The following is a 17,803-nucleotide window of genomic DNA, read 5'->3' as shown; positions in this document are numbered from 1 at the left end:
GCAGCCTCTTGAGTGAGACTTTAGCCACAGCTACGTTGCAGTCAGGTTGCAACCCAGTCCGGGCCTCTAGGCTTCGAGCCCCTGGATCTCGGCCACGATCAGCGAGCGTGCTGGAGAGCTGGCGGGAAGCTCGCGCAAGGCGGCGCGCAGCAAATTGGAATCGGCGAGTTGGCGGCCGAGATTCAGCAGTTGCTGGGCGCTGCCCCGGTCCATCACCAGTTCGCGCAGCGCGGCCTCTGCGCGGTAGCGCAAGGCGAGGATGCCCGGTGCTTGCGATCGCTCGAGCATTCCCGGGGAATACAGCTGCAGGGCAGTTTCGATATCGCCGCTTTCCAGCGCGCTCCACAGGCGCCCGATGGTCGTTTGGAGTTCCCATTGCAACCGGTACGGGCGCGAGGTCAGCGATCGGCCCGGGGATGAAGCCAGGACCTTGCGCAGCCGGACCATTTCGGCACGGACCGTGCCTTCAGCGGCGGCATCTGGCCGCTCGAAAAGCTCGTCAACCAGCTGGGCGCTGGATAAGCCATCGCGATGCTGCGCCAAAAGCGCCAGGATCTCGGCGTGGCGCAGGGAGACGGGGCAGGATCCGAGGTGCGCGCCGTCCGGGCGGCCCAGGTCCAGGTAATCGGGATCGGCCACCACCCCGGCCCCGGGAAGCAGCAGCTGGGTTTCTGCCGCCATGACGGCCGCTTGCAAAAGCGGCAGCGAGTGCGTTGCGATGGCCTCCGGCCCACCGGTCAGGTCGATGGCGCCAATCACCTGTCCGGTGCGCGGATCCCGAATGGGCACAGCCGAACAGCTGTACTGCTGGGCCTGCTCATACAGATGCTCCGCCCCTGAAACCTGCGATCCGGAACCAGTGGCCAATGCCATGCCGGGCGCGGAGGTGCCCACGGACTGTTCCGCCCAGTCGGCACCGGCCGTGAAGCCCACATGCTCGGCTTGGCTCATCGAGCCATTGCTTCCCGCCACCCACAGCAAGGTTCCCCCGGCGTCAGCGAGGGCGACCAGAAGGTTGGCATCGGTCGCGGCCGGGACCAGCAGTTTCTCGAACACGGGCCAGATCCGCTGCAGCTCGCTGCGTTCACGCGCAAGGCGCAGCCTGTCATTGCTCAATACCGGCGGGCCCTGGACTGAGCTCGCTTGGGCCAGCGACCGCCTCCAGGATTCCCGCACGTCATTGCGCAACGGGAGGTCGCTGATTCCAGCTTCCTTCGAGGAGAGCAGCTCGCGGGCTTTTTGCGCACGCAGATTTGCGTTGGACCAGTCGATGGCTGACGCGCCCATGCTCCCCCTTCACTTCGCTGGAAAGATGGTTCTGTGCGGTTCCCACCAGACTAGGCGAAGGGCGGGAACTTGAGAAGAGCCCAGTTCCAGCCGCTACTTCAACAGGTCGACCAGGGCATCCTCGTGGGTGAGCTGCAGGTGGTGCCCCGCGGAGGGAAGGGCCTGCAGTTCCACCTCGGGCCTGGACTCCAGATGCTCGATTGCCGAGGGCAGCAACGGGTCATCGGTTCCCCAGATCACGCTCAGCGGCCCGTCATAGCGATCGAGCGCCTCCCGCAATTCCCCGCGCCATTGCCCGGAACTTGCCAGGGCCAGGTGCGCAGCTGCCGCTGCGGCGGAACTTCGCAACAGATCGCTGGCGCTGGTGGCCAAGGCCGCGCAGCTCGCCGCGCTTCCGGTCAATTGGCGGGAGAGCCGTGCCGCGCTGGCATGGCGCAAATAGCTTCGAACCAGCGGCTGGATCTTCGCCGTCCTGTCTGCGGGCCCTTGCAAGAAGAACGGCGCGACCAAGGTCAAGGAGCGGACCTTGCCTGGGTGCTGATCGGCGGCGAGCACCGCGGCGGCTGCTCCGATGGAGTGCCCGATCAGGTCCACCGGGCCACCTTCCAGAAGGGCGGCGAGCCAGCGGTCCCAATCCGCGATGCCCTTCCCGCCACTGAGCCCAAGGCCTGGCAGGTCAACGGCCCTTCCTCCAATTCCCTGGGCCACGCCGGCCCACGTATCGGCATTCACCGGAAGTCCAGGGAAGATCAGCTTGCGCGCCTCGCGGTCGCCCAGTTCAAAGGTTTTCACTCCCCCGACATCGACAAAGCGGCGTGCATCAGCTGGTGCGGCTCCGAATCGGTGTGCGGCCAGATAGTCGGCCCAGCGCTCCAGCGAGAGGCCGGCATCAGGCATCTGGAGTCCATGCCGGTTGGCGAATTCGATCGCGGGCCCGGTCGGATAGCGATCCGCGGACATGAAATGCAGCGTTTCCGGATCGGCTTTGGTAATCCATGAAGGAAGCGCCTTGATAAGCCCCACGGGCAAGCGCAGCTTGGGAACTTTCGCGCCAAGATGGCGGCCGGTGCTGGCCAGCAGTTGCCCCAGCGGCGCGGTGGCGTCATCCAACAGCCAATAGGATGTGCCGATTGCCTCCGGCGCGATAGCCACGGCCTGCATGAACGCGGCCATGTAGTCGACGGTGAGCACCGGCAGGAAAGTCGAGTCGCCTGCGGGCAGGGCAGCGGTTTTCCCTTCCCAGAGTTGTTCAATGGTGCTGGCCAGCCCAATGTGCTGATCTGTTTCCCCGGTAATGCTGTGGCCGATGACGCTCGCCGGATTGAGGATGCTCCAAGGAATTCCGCGTTCGTTGCCCAGAGCCTGGAATACCGCGTCGGACTCCACCTTGGAGGCTTCGTACGCGCCAAGTGTCCGGTAGAGCCGATCGCGGCGCTCTTGCGACCACCCAGCGAGCGAGGGATCCTGCCCGCCAACGCGATATCCGGAGATATGCACGATGCGCTGCAGCTCAGGCAGCGCTGCGGCAAAATCCATCAGCTTCTCGACGATGCCGACGTTGGCGCTGCGGGCTTCTTGCGCGCTCATGCCGAATCGGTAGGTTCCGGCGCAATTGTGGATTTCGGTGATATCGGCGAACGCTGCCGGTCCGCCGGCCAGGATTTCGGGGGCGCCGAAGTCTACGATCGCCGTCTTGATCCCTGGTGCCGCGCCGTGCAGGTCCAGCCATTTTTTGAGCCTTGCTGCAGATTCAGGACTCCGGACGGCTGCTGTCACCTGCGCTCCGGCTTCCAGCAGGGCAAGGATGAGGTGCCGTCCGATCAGCCCCGATGCCCCGAAGACCAGTACCCGGCGAAAATCCGTGCCGTGCATCAGCTTTGTGTCCCTTCGCCCTGGCGGCGCAGGCCGATGAGCTCCCCTACGGCGTCCGCCGCAGCCAGCAGCGGCTGCGTGTTTTTCATCGCCCGGGAAAGGATGGCCGCCCCTTCGATGGTCGAGACGATCACCGTTGCAAGGGACTTTGCTTGAGCGCGATCCACCCCGTCGGCTTCGAGCAGGGCGGCGGTCGGGGCGATCCATGATTCGAAAGCTGTGGCGCAGGCCTGCCGCAGGCGTTCGCTTGAATCCCCCATTTCCAAGGTCACCACCGAGACCGGGCAGCCTAAGCGGAAGCCGCTGTCGCTGATGATCGCGGCCAGCGCTTGGATAGCGAGCTTGGCCGCTTCGCCAGCACCGCCTGCGCTCTGGGCAGCCTGGATGATCATGGCCTCGAATTGCTTGGCGGCCAGTGCTACCGCGGCGACCCCCAGCTCCTCCTTCCCATCGGGAAAGTGGAAATAGACCGATCCCTTTGGTGCTGAGGCGTGCTCGATCACGGCGTTGAGGCCGGTGCCGCTGTAGCCGCTGGCCTGGATGAGTTCAAGCATGGACTGCGCGAGCCGTGCCTTGGTGAGGTCCCCTTTGGAAGTCATGGAGTTAAAAATAGACCAGTCTATATATTTTGGCAACCCGGCCTCGCGAGCGGCTCGTGCGGCGCAATAGCCCTGGATCACTGCCCGACGGGAGACAAGTCATCTATTTCCCGCTAAGAAATATAGGCGACAAGTAGACTACTGGCAATCAATTTTGCTCCACCCCTTTACTCACGTCGCATCATGGGGGTAATATACAACCAAATGGTTGTATATGAGTTGAGCGAAGAACAGACAAACAAGGTCTTCCGCGCCTTGGCCGACGCCACACGACGAGATATCGTGCGGCGGACCCTTCACGCCGAGGTGAGCGTTTCGGAACTTGCCGCAAGCTACGACATGTCTTTTGCAGCCGTCCAGAAACACGTCGCAGCGCTGGAGGCCGCTGGCCTGGTCATAAAAATCGCACGTGGCCGCGAACGCATAGTTCGCGGGCAGCCGGACACCATCCGGCACGCACAAGAACTACTCTCTTCCCTCGAAGACATCTGGCGCCAGCGCATCAGCCGGCTCGATGATTTCCTCGCCGACGAGGACACATAAGGAGCATTCCCATGCCTGTCACATCCGTAGTCAAAGATCCCGAAGCACTCTCGCTCACCGTCCACGCCGAATTCCCGGTCAAGGTTTCCCGGCTCTGGGACGCCTACCTGGACGCCCGGCAGATCGAGAAGTTCTGGGGACCGGTCGAATACCCGGCAACGTTCACCCGCCACGATGCAACGCCCGGCGGCCGTTCCAACTACCACATGACCTCGCCCGAAGGCGAAGAATTCCACGGCTATTGGCTCTGGCACGAAGTCGTCGAGCACAAATTCTTCGAAGTCAGCGACGGCTTTGCGCATGCCGACGGCACCCCGAACTCCGATTTGCCGGTCAACCGCATGGTCTTTTCCTTCGACCCGACCGCCGAAGGATCAAAACTGACCATTACCGCCGCCTTCGATTCCGCCGAGGAACTGGAACAGGTCGTGGAAATGGGCATGATCGATGGCACCCGTTCGGCCATGAGCCAGATCGAACAGGTCCTGATGGACCTGCGCAACTACGCCCAGAATTTCGGCACCGATACGCAGATCCTGTCGGACACGCAGGTGCGCATCACCCGCCTGGTTCGCGGGACGGTCGAGCAAGTCTGGCGGGCCCACCATGACGAGCAGCTCATGAAGCGCTGGATGCTCGGCCCTGACGGATGGCAGATGACCGAATGCGTGACGGCGCAAGAGGCCGGGGAAACCTACCGATACTGGTGGGAACCGCTCTCGGCCGAGGCCGGCTCGGGCTTTGGATTCACCGGAACCGTGCTTGAAACGCTGCCCCGGTCCTACGAGCGGACCACGGAGCAAATGATCGACACCCAGTACCCGGCCACGGTGAACGAGTTGACGCTGACACCCAACGAGGGCGGCACCCTGCTGACCGTCCTCATCACCTACCCGGACGCGCAAACCCGCGACATGGTGCTCGCCACCGGAATGACCGACGGAATGGAGGCAAGCTACGCCCGGCTCGAATCGATCCTCTAGTTGGCGATTCGCCCCACATCCGGCGCCGAGGCGCGCGCAAATATGAAACACTTGGAAGCATGAGTTCTCATAACGCGCGCGCAGGCCTGGACAAGAAGGCCGATCAGGTTCAGGACATGTTCGACAAGCTGGCTCCACGCTACGACTTGCTCAATACCTTGATGACCGGCGGCATTGTGAACTACTGGCGCAAGATCACCACCGAGGCCATCGCGCCGAAGCCCGGCGAGCGCATCCTCGACCTGGCCGCCGGCACCGGAACCTCCTCGGTCCCGCTGGCCGAGGCCGGCGCGAAGGTGACCGCCTGCGACATGTCCAACGGCATGCTCGCCGAGGGGCGCAAGCGCTACCCGCAGCTGGACTTCGTCTACGGCGACGCCCACGAGCTGCCCTTCGAGGATGGCACCTTTGATGCGGTCACCATTTCCTATGGGCTGCGCAATATCGACGACACCGAAAAGGCGCTGTCCGAAATGCGCCGCGTGACCAAGCCTGGCGGGCGCATCGTCGTCGCCGAGTTCTCCACCCCGACGGTGGCCCCGATCAAGGTGGCCTACCAGCAATTCCTGCCGCGCGTCATCCCGGCGCTGGGCTACCTGGTATCGCCAAACCCGACCGCGTACGCCTACCTGGCCGAATCCATCGCGGCGTGGCCGAACCAGGAAGACCTGGGCACCAAATTCCTCAACGTCGGCTGGGAGAATGTGGAATACCGCAATCTGACCGGCGGCATCGTCGCGGTGCACCGCGCCTTCAAGTAGCACTTCCGCAGCTTTGGCTTTTCGGCCCGCATCCACCCATGGATGCGGGCCGGAAGGCTTTAAGCCACTGTCTTTGGTCCGCCGATGCTGGCATGCTTGGGTGCGTGAGCCAGATTCCGACCGATCCACCCCGCCCTGCGCTGAGCTGGAAGCTGCTGCCGGCGGCGCTGCTCTCGGCCTCCGGGGTGCTGCTCTTCGGCATCGGCAGCGAGGTGTCCGGCTACGGCCTGCTGGTTCTGGCCCTGCTTCTGGCGGTGCTCATTGGGCACAGGTTTGCCCGGCATCTGGCGCTGATCGCGGCCGGGTTGGTGGTCATCAGCCTGGTGCCGCTCAATGCGGACCTGAGCCTGGGGCATATGGCGTTGATGGGCGGCGTGCTGACGCTGGCGGTGCTGGTTCCAACGGTTGCCTCGCGTCGCCTATGGCGCGAAGAGATCATCAGGTTCCCGGTGAACACCGGACGCCGGTGGCCGGCGGCCGCCCGGCTGTACCTGCTGGGCGTCGTGGCCATGGGCTACCTCATCCTCCCGGTGTACCTGATCAGCACCGGCGTTTACCGGAACTGGCCGGATGCCTCAGAACCAGCGGTTTTCTGGCGGCTTTTGCTCGGCGTGAATGCCGTAGGCATCTGGGATGAGTTGTTCTTCATCTGCACCGCATTCACCCTGCTACGTCAGCACTTCCCCGACTGGCAGGCAAATATCCTGCAGGCGGTAATCTTCTGCTCCTTCCTCTGGGAGATCGGCTACCAATCCTGGGGCCCGCTGCTGACTTTCCCCTTCGCGCTGTTGCAGGGCTACACCTTCAAACTGACCAAATCCCTGTCCTATGTCGTTTCGGTGCACCTGATCTTCGACCTAGTCCTGTTCCTCGCGCTGGTTCACGCTCACAACCGGGAATGGCTTCCGGTCTTCCTTTACTAGGGGTTACCGCCCGAGTTCCTCCCTGCTACACTCGATGGCATGGATACCTACTAAGCCAGCCAATGACCACGCGCCGATTCTGACCGGTGCACCTTGTTCATTTCGGCTACCGGCTTCGGTATCCATTTCTTTCCGGCTCCCCTTGAAGGTTGAGCCAGTTCCGTGATTCCCCAAGCCGGCGGCCCCTGCACCATCGTGGGAGGACCCTGCATGTCTTTGACACCACCTATCACCCTGAAGAACCTCAGTTTCGCCTGGCCCTCGGGGGAACGCGCCCTGGCCCATGTGGACGGCACATTTCCCTCCGGCCGGACCGGATTGATCGGCGCCAATGGCAGCGGCAAATCGACGTTGCTGAAATTGATCGCCGGGCAGTTGCGGCCCACCAGCGGGACCGCGGAAGCCAACGCGCCACTGGGCTATCTTCCGCAAACCCTGGCTTTGGAGCAGGACACCACCGTCGCGCAGCTGCTCGGGATTCATCGAGTCCTGGCCGCGATCGAAGCCATCGAATCGGGCAGTGTCGATCCGGCGGATTTCGATGCGGTCGGCGCGAACTGGGATGTGGAAGCCCGGGTCCGGGCTGAGCTGGCTCCGCTGGGCTTTGGCGGCCTGGACCTGGGCCGCGAGATAGCCACGTTATCGGGCGGGGAAACAATGCTGCTGGCTGTGCTCGGCCTGCGCCTGGCGGACTCGCCCATCACGCTGCTCGACGAACCCACGAATAACCTCGATCGGCCAACCCGTGAGCTGCTCTACGATATGGTGCGCACGTGGAAGGGCACCTTGGTCGTGGTGAGCCACGATATCGAGCTGCTCGAGCTCATGGAGCATACGGTGGAGCTGCACGACGGGGAACTCAGTGTTTTCGGCGGCCCTTTCAGCGCCTACCGCGAGCAGCTCGAAACCGAGCAGCAGGCGGCGCAGCAGGCAGCCAGAACCGCCCAGGCATCCTTGAAGGTGGAAAAGCGCCAGCGGGTCGAAGCCGAAACGAAGCTGGCGCGTGCCAAGCGCCAGGGACGGGCCGTCCAGCTTTCCGGCGGAATGCCCAAGATCCTGGCCAACCACCTTCGCCAGAAATCCGAGGCCAACGCGGGAAAGATGCGCTCCAACCTGGATGGCAAGGTCGATTCCGCCCAAGCCAGGCTCGATGATGCCGATCAGCGGGTGCGGCAGGTCGAGCACATCAACATCGAGTTGGCCGATCCGCTGCTGCCCTCGGGCAAGCAAGTGGCGATGCTCGGTTCGGCCGATCGCCAGTTCATCATCCAGGGAGCAGAACGAGTGGGCCTTGTCGGACCCAACGGCTCGGGGAAAACCACGCTGCTCAAGGCGATGCTCGCAGGAGTTGATGCCGGGCCCTCGCTGGGCGGAAAGCTCTTCCTGGACCGGATTGGATATCTGCCCCAGCGCTTGGACGGCTTGGACGAGGAGTTGAGCGCCATGGACAATGTGGCCGCCGTGGCGCCCAAGGCCACCGCGAATCACGTGCGCAACATGCTGGCCCGGTTGCTGTTGCGCGGCTCCAGCGCCGACCGGCCGCTGGCGGTGCTTTCCGGCGGCGAGCGCTTCCGGGTATATCTGGCGACGCTGCTGCTGGCAGAACCCGCCGCGCAGCTGCTCATCCTCGACGAGCCCACGAATAATCTGGATATGGACAGCGTGCGCCAGCTCGGCGAAGCGCTGGGCGCCTACAAGGGTGCGTTGCTGGTGGTCAGCCACGATCAGCATTTCTTGTCGCAGCTGGATCTGGACTATTTGCTGGAGGTAGGCCCGCATGGGAGCTTGGTGAAGTCCTACCCGAATCCGGCATGATTCCCCCACGGCGGTGTGCTGCCGGTCTAGACTTGTTCAAAGCACACCGCCGAGGACCCCGAAAGCAAGTTGACCATGTCCTATCCCCAGCGCACCGTCGAAGTCGTCAATACCGGCCTCGTGATCGACCAGTCCGCAACCCTGCTCTGGCAGGACATCAAACGCGCCTTCATCTATGAAACCGGCTCCGGCCAGGATGCCCTCACCTGCGCTGAATTCATGCTGGTTGAGGGCTACAGCGTGGAAATCAACAGCCAAATGCCCGGCTGGGATGCAGCTCTTGAGCATCTGCCCCGGCGCATCAACAATCTCGTCGACGAACGCTAGAGACCCCTAGGAGTACTGCCATGGCAACCATTGTCTTGTTCCACCACGTCCAAGGGCTTACCCCCGGAGTCCAGGCAATGGCAGCGCAATTGCGTGCCGCGGGGCATGCGGTTCACACCCTGGACCTGTTCGCGGGCAAGCTGCCCAAGGATCTTGAGGCCGGCATCCGCATGGCCAACAAGCTCAGCGAAGACAAGATCCAGGAACGCGTTGACAAGCTGTTCAGCAAATTGCCCGAAGAACTGGTCTACATCGGCACTTCGTGGGGCGCAGCGCTGGCCCAGCAGTGCGCGCAGCAGCGTCCCGGGGCGGTAGCCGCCATCCTGCTCGAATCCTTTGTGGGCCTGGACGCTGAATGGAGCTTCGGCCCATGGCCGGAAAATGTTCCGGTGCAGATCCATGGCATGGACGAGGATCCATTCTTCGCCAAGGAAGGCGATCTGGAAGCGGCGCAGGACTTTGCGCAAGGCGAAGGCCGGGAGCTGGCCCAGCTGTTCACCTACCCCGGAAACAAGCACCTGTTTACCGATAGCTCGTTGCGTTCCCACGACCCCGAAGCTCGCGCCTTGGTCATGGAGCGCATGATCAAGTTCCTGGAGCCCTACGCCTGAGTGCTGGGGACGCCGAAGTTCCTGAAGATGAGCTTGGGCGGCCAATGGCGAATCGGCGGCTCCAAGGTTGCCCGCTGATTCAGGCTCTTATATCCGGGACGCTCAAAATGCACCAAAGCACCCGTTGTTGGCCCATCTGGCTGGGCGGCCTCCCCAGCCCCGCTGTTAAGACGAAATAGGATCCAGCTTGCAGGAGCAAGCTGGATCCTATTTCATTTTTTGTGCGCCCTGCGGGGATCGAACCCGCGACCAATGGATTAAAAGTCCAGTGCTCTACCAGCTGAGCTAAAGGCGCACGGCACAAGGCCAAAATCCATACTACCCGATGGAACCGCATGAGTATTAATCGGCGGTTTCCGCCGGTGCGCTGGCGTTAAAACCTGCTGAATCCCGGGCGATATGAGGCGCAACACCCGTTAACGAAGCACCAAGGTTCAGCGAGTATTCTTGAGCCCATGAAAGGTGCACGCGCAGGATCTAAAGTTGCCCAGGATGCCGGATACCGCCATCACAAACCACGCCCATTCGCGCCAGAGGAATTCGAGCCCTACGAAGGCGGGGCCGATCCGGCGCGCGTTTCGGAAGCCGCCCACCTTTCAGCCCAGGCCTTTGTGCGCCGGGGCATCGAGAACAATGATCCGGAAGTGTCCCACCGGCTGATCGCGGTGGCAGAAGACGAGGGCCTGGAAGTCCTGGCTGAGCTGTGGAGCGAGGCGCCGGCCCATTCGCTGCCCGGGGCCCTGTGGAGGCTGTACGCAGTACGCGCGGCGACCATGGGCAAGCCCGAAGTGCACTCGGCCCGCTTCCAAGCCGGTGCCCACCGCGCGCAGGTGGAACGCATCGTTGCCGGCGTTGCCGAGCCGCCGACGGCTGAAGAGCTGAAGAAGATGACCGGGTCGATTCTTTCCGGCGCTTTTGATGGAGACTTTGCCCACGCGCTGGAACGCACCGCGGCTTATTGCCGGGTGCTGGTGCTGGGCATGACCGAGCACGCAGACGCCGCTGACCTGTCCAATAGCGAACGCGGGACCAAGCTGACCCAGCAAGCCCGGGCCTTGAGCAAGACCGCCGACGACCTGGAAATTTGTGCCCGGCTGTGGCGGCAAGACGCGTTGGACTGAAATCCCGGATCGGAGTTCTAGGATGGATGAGGAACTAGTCCCGCAATTTTAGGCAGGTGCGCGTGGTCGCCGGATCGAAAGCGAGCTCTTCGGGGATCATGCGCTGGCTGGTGATCCTGATCGCCACCGGGCTGCTTTCGCAGACCGCATTGAACCTCGTTCGGCCGGTCACCACCTATAAGCTCATCTCCTTCGGTTCAGGTTCCTTCACCGTGGGCGCGGTGACCGCAGCCTACGCGATCCTTCCGCTGTTCACCGCCATGATGCTGGGTCGGGTCAGTTCGCGCATCCGCCGGATTCGATTCCTGATGGTCGCCGGCGTGGGTCTCATCGCCGTTGGCGGCCTGGGCATTAATCTCGCCCCCAACGCGCTGGCGGTGGCACTGGCCAGCGCCGTGCTGGGCTTGGGGCATTTGATGTTCACCATCGGCGGCCAGTCCTCCATTGCCCGGTATTTCCCGGACAGCGACCTTGACAAGGGCTTCGGCTGGTTTACCGCCGCCTATGCCGCCGGGCAGTTCATCGGCCCGCTGATCGCCGGCATGGTGCTGGGTTCGGGCACCGATGCCGTGTCGGCGGAACGAATCGCGGATATCAGCCTGTCCTTGTGGATCGGCATGGGCGCCGCATTGCTGGCGGTGCCGTTCCTGCTCCCGAATTGGCAGCCGCGGGTTTCCAAGTCGGTGTCGGCTGCCTCACCGGAGCGCTCCTCGGCGTCAATTGGCTCGGTGCTGCGGATCAAGGGCATGGCATCGCATATCTTCGCGTCGATGACGCTGCTGTCCATGCTGGACATCCTCACCGCTTTCCTGCCGCTGGTCGCCGAGAAACATAACGTCACACCGGCTGCAGTCGGTGTGCTTTTGGCCATCCGGGGTTGCGCCTCGGTGGTGTCCAGGTTGTTCATCCCGAAACTCTCCGCGCATTTCGAGCGCCGGGATTTGCTGGTGACCAGCCTGTATGTCGCCGGGGTTTCCATCGCGCTGGCCCCGGTCTTCATCGACGTGCTGTGGGCTTCCGGCCTCGCCTTGCTCATTGGCGGCTTCTTCCTGGGGCTGGGCCAGCCGATGACAATGACGATGATTTCCACCTCGGTGCCACCGGTGGACCGAGGTGCGGCGTTGGCCGTGCGATTGATGGGAAACCGGCTCGGACAAGTGGCTTTGCCGGTGATTTCGAGCACCGTGGCCGCCGGCTTGGGGCCGGCTGGCGCGGTGTGGTTCTGTTGCGCGCTATTGTGCTTGAGCGGGGCAGAAAAGAATCTGCGCCATTAGCGTGAGAAAACGCACGCACCGGCCGCTGTGGTTGACAGCAGGGGCGTTGGGCGAGAAAACTAGGTAGCGGTGTCGGGCCGCTGGTAACCCCGGGCTCCAAAATTCTGCCGCTTCGAGCGGCCTTCCGCCGAGAGGCGTTCCCGGTCCGACATCATCAAACCCCGGCGTTAACTTCCACGTCGTAAACTGTTCTGCGTTGGTACCCGAAGCAGTCGATCCGAATGGTGCGCCCAAAAGTGAAGTTCCAGGTCTTTCCCTCCTCCTCGCGTGGCATCGAGCTGCTTCGCGCGTTGACCACCACTATCCGTGGATCGGTGGAGAGCGTGGCCGAAATGATCGGCAGCCCGAGCACCCGTTCCGAGCGCCTGCGTGATCTGGCCGGCGCCGAGGCCGAAGCTTCCGACCTGGTGCACGCGGTGATGACCCACCTGCGAACCAGCTATGTCAGCCCGCTGCCGCGCGAGGACATGTATGCGCTCTCGCGCTTCCTGCACGAAACCATGGAGCATCTGCGCGGCACCGGCGAGCTGATCATGACCGTTGGCTCCACCCCGCTCTCGGAGCGTTCCTCGGAGCAGCTGGAATTGATCTCGCAGCTCGCGGAACTGGCCTCCGATGCGGTGCAGCGGCTGAACAACCTTGATGACCTGGAAGATCATTGGCTGCAGATGCTGCAGTTCTCCAAGCGCGCCTCGCGCACCCATCTGGTGTGGGGCCATGAGATCGCCAATTTTTCCAAGGCAAGCACCATTCATCGGCATCAGCTGGTTGCTGACCAGCTGATGCTGACCGCCAACACCCTGCGCCAGTTCGCCGATCACCTCGGCCGCGTGCTGGTCAAGGAGTCCTAAGGCCCATGACCCTCATTTCGGTGCTCACCGCGGTCGCGCTCGTGCTGACCCTGGCCTACGCGGTGCTCAACGGCATGCGTGATGCTTCCACCGCGGTCGCAGCCTCGGTCAGGACTCGGGCGCTGCGCCCGGGCATTGCGGTGTCCGTGGCGGCCCTTTTTGCCTTCCTGGGCACCATGGGCACCTCGGGGCTGAGCGTGGCCCTGGTGCAGGAATTGAACTTCAATGTGCCCGAGGGCGTTCTAGGGTTGAAACTGCTGATTTGCAGCCTGCTGGTGGCAGGGGCGTGGGGCATCTACTGCTGGTGGCGCGGCCTGCCGATCAGTTCCACCCATGCCCTGCTTTCAGCCTTGGTCGGTGGCAGCGGCGCTTCGGCGTTGATGGGCGACCAGTCGGTGTCCAACGCGTGGGGGCTGCTGCTCTCCTCGGTGATTCTTCCGATGCTGCTCGCCTCGGTGATCGCCTACACGCTCTCGTATCTGCTGGTGTTCCCGGCGACCAGGCTGCTGCGCTACAACACCTCGCGATCGGTGAATGAAGGTTCCCGCGCGGGGCAGGCTGTCGCGGCCGGGGCCGTGGCCCTGGGCCTTGGGCTCCAAGATGGCCAGCGCACCGCCGCCCTGTTGAGCCTGGTGCTGATTACCGGCCAGGCAATGGATCCGGGCCCGGTGACCCTGGCCATCCAGCTTTCCGCGGCGTTCGCCTTGAGCTTTGGTGTGCTTCTGGGCGGATGGCGGATTACCTACACGCTGGGCCGCCGCCTGGTGAATTTTGATCCGCTGCGCGGCATGATCGCCCAGGGCGTTGCCGCCGTAATGCTTTTTGTGGGTTCGCTCGTGCTTCACCTGCCGCTGTCCACGAACCAGTCGGTAACCAGCGGCATCGTCGGTGCCGGACGGAACCAGGCCTTTGAATCGGTCGTGTGGCGCAATGTGCTCAGGGTGTTCCGGCACTGGCTTTTGACACCCGTTGCCTGTGTTGCCGGCGGGGCGATCCTCACCCTGGCGGTGCGCCCGCTGTTTGCTGCAGGCTAGTGCTCGCCGGGGCTGAACAGGTCCTCGATGCGGCAGTTGAACACCGCGGCAAGCTTGAAGGCGAGGGGCAAGGATGGGTCGTAGCGCCCTTTTTCCAGGGAGATGATCGTCTGCCGGGATACACCGAGCTGGTCGGCTAGCGCCTGCTGCGAAAATCCGCGCTCCTTGCGGTACTCGCCGAGGTTGTTCTCCATTAGCCTTCGGCTCGCTTAATCAGCAGGTAGCGGACCGCGAAATCCACCATGGCCACGAGGACCATGCCGGCTAGGGCCAGTCCCAGCGAGACGGCTACCGGAATGAATGAAAACAGCGCTGCACCAAGGCCGCACACGATCAGCAGATCCTGGAATACCCCGACGGCCGCCTTGTCATGCCATTGGCTCTCCACCGATATCTCCGGATTTCTTGTGGCGCCGCGCAAGGTGTTCCGGTCCAGCAGCAATGCCCAGCAGGCTGTTGAAATCACCGGCAGCAAGCCTGCGGCCATGATCAATGCTGCCAGCATGAAATGATCCGGGGCATTGAGCCGGGCGAACAGCACGCCGGCGCCAGCGGACAGCACCACGCCAGTGACGAGGCTGGCCGCGACCAGGGCTCCCGGGCCGCCGCCAAAGCGCGAACGGCCCCATTTGCTTTGAGTTGCAGCTTTCATCTCCACACCATTGCTCCCATTCGACTTGTTGTAAACCTTACTTTACTGTCAAGCTTGCTTTACGGTCAAGGGTGCTTTACACGAGGAATTAAAAACCAACGGCGCACCAGTATTGGTGCGCCGTTGGCGGTGATCCCCTCCAGGATCCCCGGAAGACCCCCCTTCCGGTTCGTCTATCGCCAGCTCAAGAAGCGGCGATATCCGAAATCTTTATCCGAAGCGTCCGGAGACGTAGTCTTCGGTGGCCTTCTGCTCCGGGTTGGAGAAGATGGCGGTGGTGTCGTTGAACTCGATGAGCTTGCCCGGCTTGCCGGTGCCCGCAATGTTGAAGAATGCGGTCTTGTCGCTCACGCGCGCCGCCTGCTGCATATTGTGGGTCACGATCACCACGGTGAAGTCGTTCTTCAGCTCGTTGATCAAGTCCTCGATGGCCAAGGTCGAGATCGGGTCCAGTGCCGAGCAGGGCTCGTCCATCAGGATCACATCTGGCTTCACGGCGATGGTGCGGGCAATGCACAAACGCTGCTGCTGGCCACCGGAGAGGCCCGAGCCCGGCTTGTCCAGGCGGTCCTTGACTTCGTTCCACAGGTTGGCGCCGCGCAGCGACTTCTCCACCAGGTCATCGGCGTCGGAGCGCGAGATCTTGGTTCCGTTCAGCTTCACGCCGGCGAGCACGTTGTCCTTGATGGACATGGTCGGGAACGGGTTCGGGCGCTGGAAGACCATGCCGATCTGGCTGCGCACGGTCACCGGGTCGACACCGGCGCCGTAGAGGTCATCCCCGTCCAGCAGCACCTGGCCCTCGACGCGGCCGCCGGGGATCACTTCGTGCATGCGGTTCAGGGTGCGCAGGAAGGTGGACTTGCCGCAGCCCGACGGTCCGATGAAAGCGGTGACGGACTTTGGCTCGATGTTGATCGAGACGCCTTCGACGGCGAGGAACTTGGAGTAGTAGACGTTCAGATCGTTGACGTCAATGCGTTTTGCCATGATGTATTCCTTGGAAAGTTTGGGTTTGTCCGGACCGGAGCCTTGGCTCAACGGCCCTTCTTTGGGGCGAAGATCGAGGCGACCAGGCGGGCGATCAGGTTCAATGCCATCACCATCAGGATCAGCAGCAGGGCGGCAGCCCAGGCTCGCTGCACCGACGGGTCGATGTTCGTCGGGCTGGTCGGAGTCAGGATCTGGTAGTAGATGAAGGTCGGCAACGTGGACATCCAGTTGGCGAACACATTCATGTTGATCTGGCTTGCGATGCCGGCGGTGACCAGGATTGGCGCCGTTTCGCCGATCACGCGGGCGATGGCCAGGGTGACACCCGAGGCGATGCCCGAGATCGCCGTCGGGATGACAACCTTCAAGATGGTGCGCCAGCGGCGCACGCCCAGTGCGAAGGAGGCTTCGCGCAGTTCGTTCGGAACGATCTTGAGCATTTCCTCGGTGGAGCGGACCACGGTCGGGATCATCAGCACGCTCAAGGCCACCGCGGCCACAATGCCCATGCGGGCGTTGGGCCCCAGGATCATGCCGAAGAAAGCGGCAGCGAACAGGCCGGCCACGATCGAGGGGATGCCGGTCATCACGTCAACGAAGAAGGTGATTGCCTTGGACAAGGCCTTTCCCTGCCCGTATTCGACCAGGTACACGGCGGTGAGCATGCCCACCGGAACCGAGATCAAGGTGGCCCAGAGGGTGATCAGCAAGGTGCCGATCACTGCGTGGTAGGCGCCGCCGATCACTGGCTCGCCGTTGGCCACGGTCTGGTTGTCGATGGCGCCGGTGACCCCGTTCATGGAAGAGAACAGGAAGTGGCTGTTGATGCCGGGCAGGCCCTTTTGCAGCACGGTGTAGAGCACCGAGGCCAGCGGGATCAGTGCCACGATGAAGGCGGCGTAGATCAGGTAGGTCCACATGGCATTCTTGCCGCGGCGCTTGCCCTCCACCACGGTGGTGATCACTGAGGCCGCAATCAGGAAGATGATCGCCGAGTAGATCGCGAAGGCGGCAACGCTGAAGCCGGTCAGGGTGGAGATCGCGGCGCCGATGATGATCGATCCTGCGGCGATGGCCCAGATGGCCCATTTCGGCAGCTTGCCCTTGGCCAGGGAGTTGCGCTTGCGCACCGGCGGGGTGGAATTGCCGCTGGCCTGGTTGCTGAGTCTGGTTGTGGTGGCACTCATCAGTTAGCTCCCGAGAATTCCTTGTGGCGGGCGATGATTCCGCGGGCGATCATGTTCACGATCAGGGTGATCAGGAACAAGACCAGACCAGCGGCAATCAGCTCCGAAAGACGCAGCCCGAAGGCTTCGGGGAAGTTCAACGCGATTTCCGCGGCAATCGTCTGGTTGCCGGTTTTGATCAGCGACGGGATCAGGTTGCCGGTGGAGAGCACCAGGGCCACGGCCATGGTCTCGCCCAGGGCGCGGCCCAGGCCCAGCATGACGGCGGAGATGATGCCCGGTCGGGCGAAGGGGATCACCGCGGTGGTGATCATTTCCCAGCGGGTGGCACCCAGGGCCAGGGCCGCTTCCTCATGCAGCTTTGGAGTCTGCAGGAAGATTTCGCGGCTCAGCGAGGTGATGATCGGCAGCACCATCACGGCCAGCACTATGCCGGCGGTGAGCATGGTCTTTCCGGTCTGGCTGGCAGGACCTTCAAAGAGCGGGATGAAACCCAGGTTCTTGGAGAGCCATTCAAAGCCCGGGACCAGGGCCGGTGCCAGGACCATGTAGCCCCAGGCACCGTAGATCACCGATGGGATCGCGGCCAGCAGGTCGATCAGGTAGCCCAGCGGGCCAGCCACCTTGCGTGGAGCGAAGTGCGAGATGAACAGCGCCACGCCGAGGCCGATCGGGGTAGCTACAGCCAGCGCAATGGCTGCTGCAATAACGGTGCCGATAACAATCGGCCAGATGTAGGCAAAGAATCCTTGGCCGCCGGAAATCTCTGCTGGATCAGCAAAGAACGTCGGCAGGGCCTGGATCAGCAAGAAGACCGCAACCGCGAAGAGCGTGATCAGGATCAGTACACCGGCAGCCAGCGCGGCACCGGAGAAGATCTTGTCACCTGCGCGGCCTGAAGTCGATGACTTGCTTGTCAAAGCATTGGTAGTCATGGCTAAAGCCTTTACGAAACGGGGGTGAAGCAGTT

The 17,803-nt window shown here is 62.9% G+C and carries 19 protein-coding genes and 1 tRNA gene; 11 read left to right on the top strand and 9 right to left on the bottom strand.

Annotation, left to right across the window (positions count from 1 at the left end):
• Nucleotides 1-66: 66 nt before the first annotated feature.
• From H6F58_RS16955 to H6F58_RS16945, 3 genes are all read right to left on the bottom strand, one after another.
• A complete protein-coding gene (locus H6F58_RS16955; protein WP_060700251.1) occupies nt 67-1,287 on the bottom strand; it encodes a GAF domain-containing protein in 1,221 nt (406 codons plus the stop codon).
• A gap of 93 nt (nt 1,288-1,380) precedes the next feature.
• The gene (locus H6F58_RS16950) at nt 1,381-3,159 is read right to left on the bottom strand and encodes an alpha/beta fold hydrolase (protein WP_060700250.1); all 1,779 of its coding nucleotides are present in this window, start codon (nt 3,157-3,159) and stop codon (nt 1,381-1,383) included.
• The gene (locus H6F58_RS16945; protein WP_075972378.1) at nt 3,159-3,758 is read right to left on the bottom strand and encodes a TetR/AcrR family transcriptional regulator; all 600 of its coding nucleotides are present in this window, start codon (nt 3,756-3,758) and stop codon (nt 3,159-3,161) included. Before H6F58_RS16945 ends, H6F58_RS16950 begins: the two co-directional genes overlap by 1 nt.
• A gap of 204 nt (nt 3,759-3,962) precedes the next feature.
• On the opposite strand from H6F58_RS16945, the gene H6F58_RS16940 reads away from it, so the two are divergent.
• From H6F58_RS16940 to H6F58_RS16910, 7 genes are all read left to right on the top strand, one after another.
• On the top strand, nt 3,963-4,301 hold the full coding sequence (locus tag H6F58_RS16940) for a helix-turn-helix domain-containing protein (protein WP_060703242.1): 339 nt from the start codon (nt 3,963-3,965) through the stop codon (nt 4,299-4,301).
• Between the two features lie 11 nt (nt 4,302-4,312).
• Entirely contained in the window at nt 4,313-5,284 is a 972-nt protein-coding gene (locus tag H6F58_RS16935; RefSeq protein WP_171918989.1) for an SRPBCC family protein, read from the top strand.
• Nucleotides 5,285-5,343: 59 nt separating this feature from the next.
• On the top strand, nt 5,344-6,045 hold the full coding sequence (locus H6F58_RS16930) for a class I SAM-dependent methyltransferase (RefSeq protein ID WP_171918988.1): 702 nt from the start codon (nt 5,344-5,346) through the stop codon (nt 6,043-6,045).
• Nucleotides 6,046-6,149: 104 nt separating this feature from the next.
• Complete coding sequence (locus H6F58_RS16925; protein ID WP_348536411.1) at nt 6,150-6,968, top strand: CPBP family intramembrane glutamic endopeptidase; 819 nt, start codon at nt 6,150-6,152, stop codon at nt 6,966-6,968.
• 210 nt (nt 6,969-7,178) lie between these two features.
• Nucleotides 7,179-8,783 carry an ABC-F family ATP-binding cassette domain-containing protein gene (locus H6F58_RS16920; protein ID WP_195182208.1) on the top strand — a complete coding sequence of 535 codons (1,605 nt, stop codon included), beginning with the start codon at nt 7,179-7,181 and terminating at the stop codon, nt 8,781-8,783.
• A gap of 75 nt (nt 8,784-8,858) precedes the next feature.
• Nucleotides 8,859-9,110, top strand: a complete 252-nt coding sequence (locus H6F58_RS16915; protein ID WP_060700245.1) for a hypothetical protein — start codon at nt 8,859-8,861, stop codon at nt 9,108-9,110.
• A 20-nt stretch (nt 9,111-9,130) separates the two neighbouring features.
• Entirely contained in the window at nt 9,131-9,721 is a 591-nt protein-coding gene (locus H6F58_RS16910) for a dienelactone hydrolase family protein (protein WP_060700244.1), read from the top strand.
• A gap of 222 nt (nt 9,722-9,943) precedes the next feature.
• Here the strand turns inward: H6F58_RS16910 and H6F58_RS16905 are convergent.
• A tRNA-Lys gene (locus tag H6F58_RS16905) sits at nt 9,944-10,016 on the bottom strand.
• A gap of 160 nt (nt 10,017-10,176) precedes the next feature.
• On the opposite strand from H6F58_RS16905, the gene H6F58_RS16900 reads away from it, so the two are divergent.
• From H6F58_RS16900 to H6F58_RS16885, 4 genes are all read left to right on the top strand, one after another.
• Nucleotides 10,177-10,842: a hypothetical protein gene (locus H6F58_RS16900; RefSeq protein WP_060700243.1), complete on the top strand. Its 666-nt coding sequence runs from the start codon at nt 10,177-10,179 to the stop codon at nt 10,840-10,842.
• Nucleotides 10,843-10,904: 62 nt separating this feature from the next.
• A complete protein-coding gene (locus H6F58_RS16895; protein WP_257745740.1) occupies nt 10,905-12,116 on the top strand; it encodes an MFS transporter in 1,212 nt (403 codons plus the stop codon).
• Nucleotides 12,117-12,337: 221 nt separating this feature from the next.
• Complete coding sequence (locus H6F58_RS16890; RefSeq protein WP_060700242.1) at nt 12,338-12,967, top strand: hypothetical protein; 630 nt, start codon at nt 12,338-12,340, stop codon at nt 12,965-12,967.
• A gap of 5 nt (nt 12,968-12,972) precedes the next feature.
• On the top strand, nt 12,973-14,001 hold the full coding sequence (locus tag H6F58_RS16885) for an inorganic phosphate transporter (RefSeq protein ID WP_195182207.1): 1,029 nt from the start codon (nt 12,973-12,975) through the stop codon (nt 13,999-14,001).
• On the opposite strand, the gene H6F58_RS16880 is transcribed toward H6F58_RS16885, so the two are convergent.
• From H6F58_RS16880 to pstC, 5 genes are all read right to left on the bottom strand, one after another.
• Nucleotides 13,998-14,195 (bottom strand): helix-turn-helix transcriptional regulator, encoded by a 198-nt coding sequence (locus H6F58_RS16880; RefSeq protein ID WP_171918981.1) that lies wholly within the window; start codon nt 14,193-14,195, stop codon nt 13,998-14,000. The two genes, H6F58_RS16885 and H6F58_RS16880, sit on opposite strands and share 4 nt — an antisense overlap.
• Nucleotides 14,195-14,653, bottom strand: a complete 459-nt coding sequence (locus tag H6F58_RS16875; protein ID WP_060700239.1) for a hypothetical protein — start codon at nt 14,651-14,653, stop codon at nt 14,195-14,197. The genes H6F58_RS16880 and H6F58_RS16875 overlap by 1 nt, the downstream gene beginning before the upstream one ends.
• A gap of 210 nt (nt 14,654-14,863) precedes the next feature.
• Entirely contained in the window at nt 14,864-15,643 is a 780-nt protein-coding gene (pstB, locus tag H6F58_RS16870; RefSeq protein WP_028268887.1) for a phosphate ABC transporter ATP-binding protein PstB, read from the bottom strand.
• A gap of 47 nt (nt 15,644-15,690) precedes the next feature.
• Nucleotides 15,691-16,833 carry a phosphate ABC transporter permease PstA gene (gene pstA / locus H6F58_RS16865; protein ID WP_060700238.1) on the bottom strand — a complete coding sequence of 381 codons (1,143 nt, stop codon included), beginning with the start codon at nt 16,831-16,833 and terminating at the stop codon, nt 15,691-15,693.
• Nucleotides 16,833-17,768, bottom strand: a complete 936-nt coding sequence (gene pstC, locus H6F58_RS16860) for a phosphate ABC transporter permease subunit PstC (protein WP_060700237.1) — start codon at nt 17,766-17,768, stop codon at nt 16,833-16,835. The genes pstA and pstC overlap by 1 nt, the downstream gene beginning before the upstream one ends.
• Between the last annotated feature and the right edge of the window lie 35 nt (nt 17,769-17,803).

This window comes from Glutamicibacter sp. FBE19 (assembly GCF_015524875.1).
Lineage (GTDB): Bacteria > Actinomycetota > Actinomycetes > Actinomycetales > Micrococcaceae > Glutamicibacter > Glutamicibacter halophytocola.
This window is presented reverse-complemented; position numbering and strand designations above follow the sequence as displayed.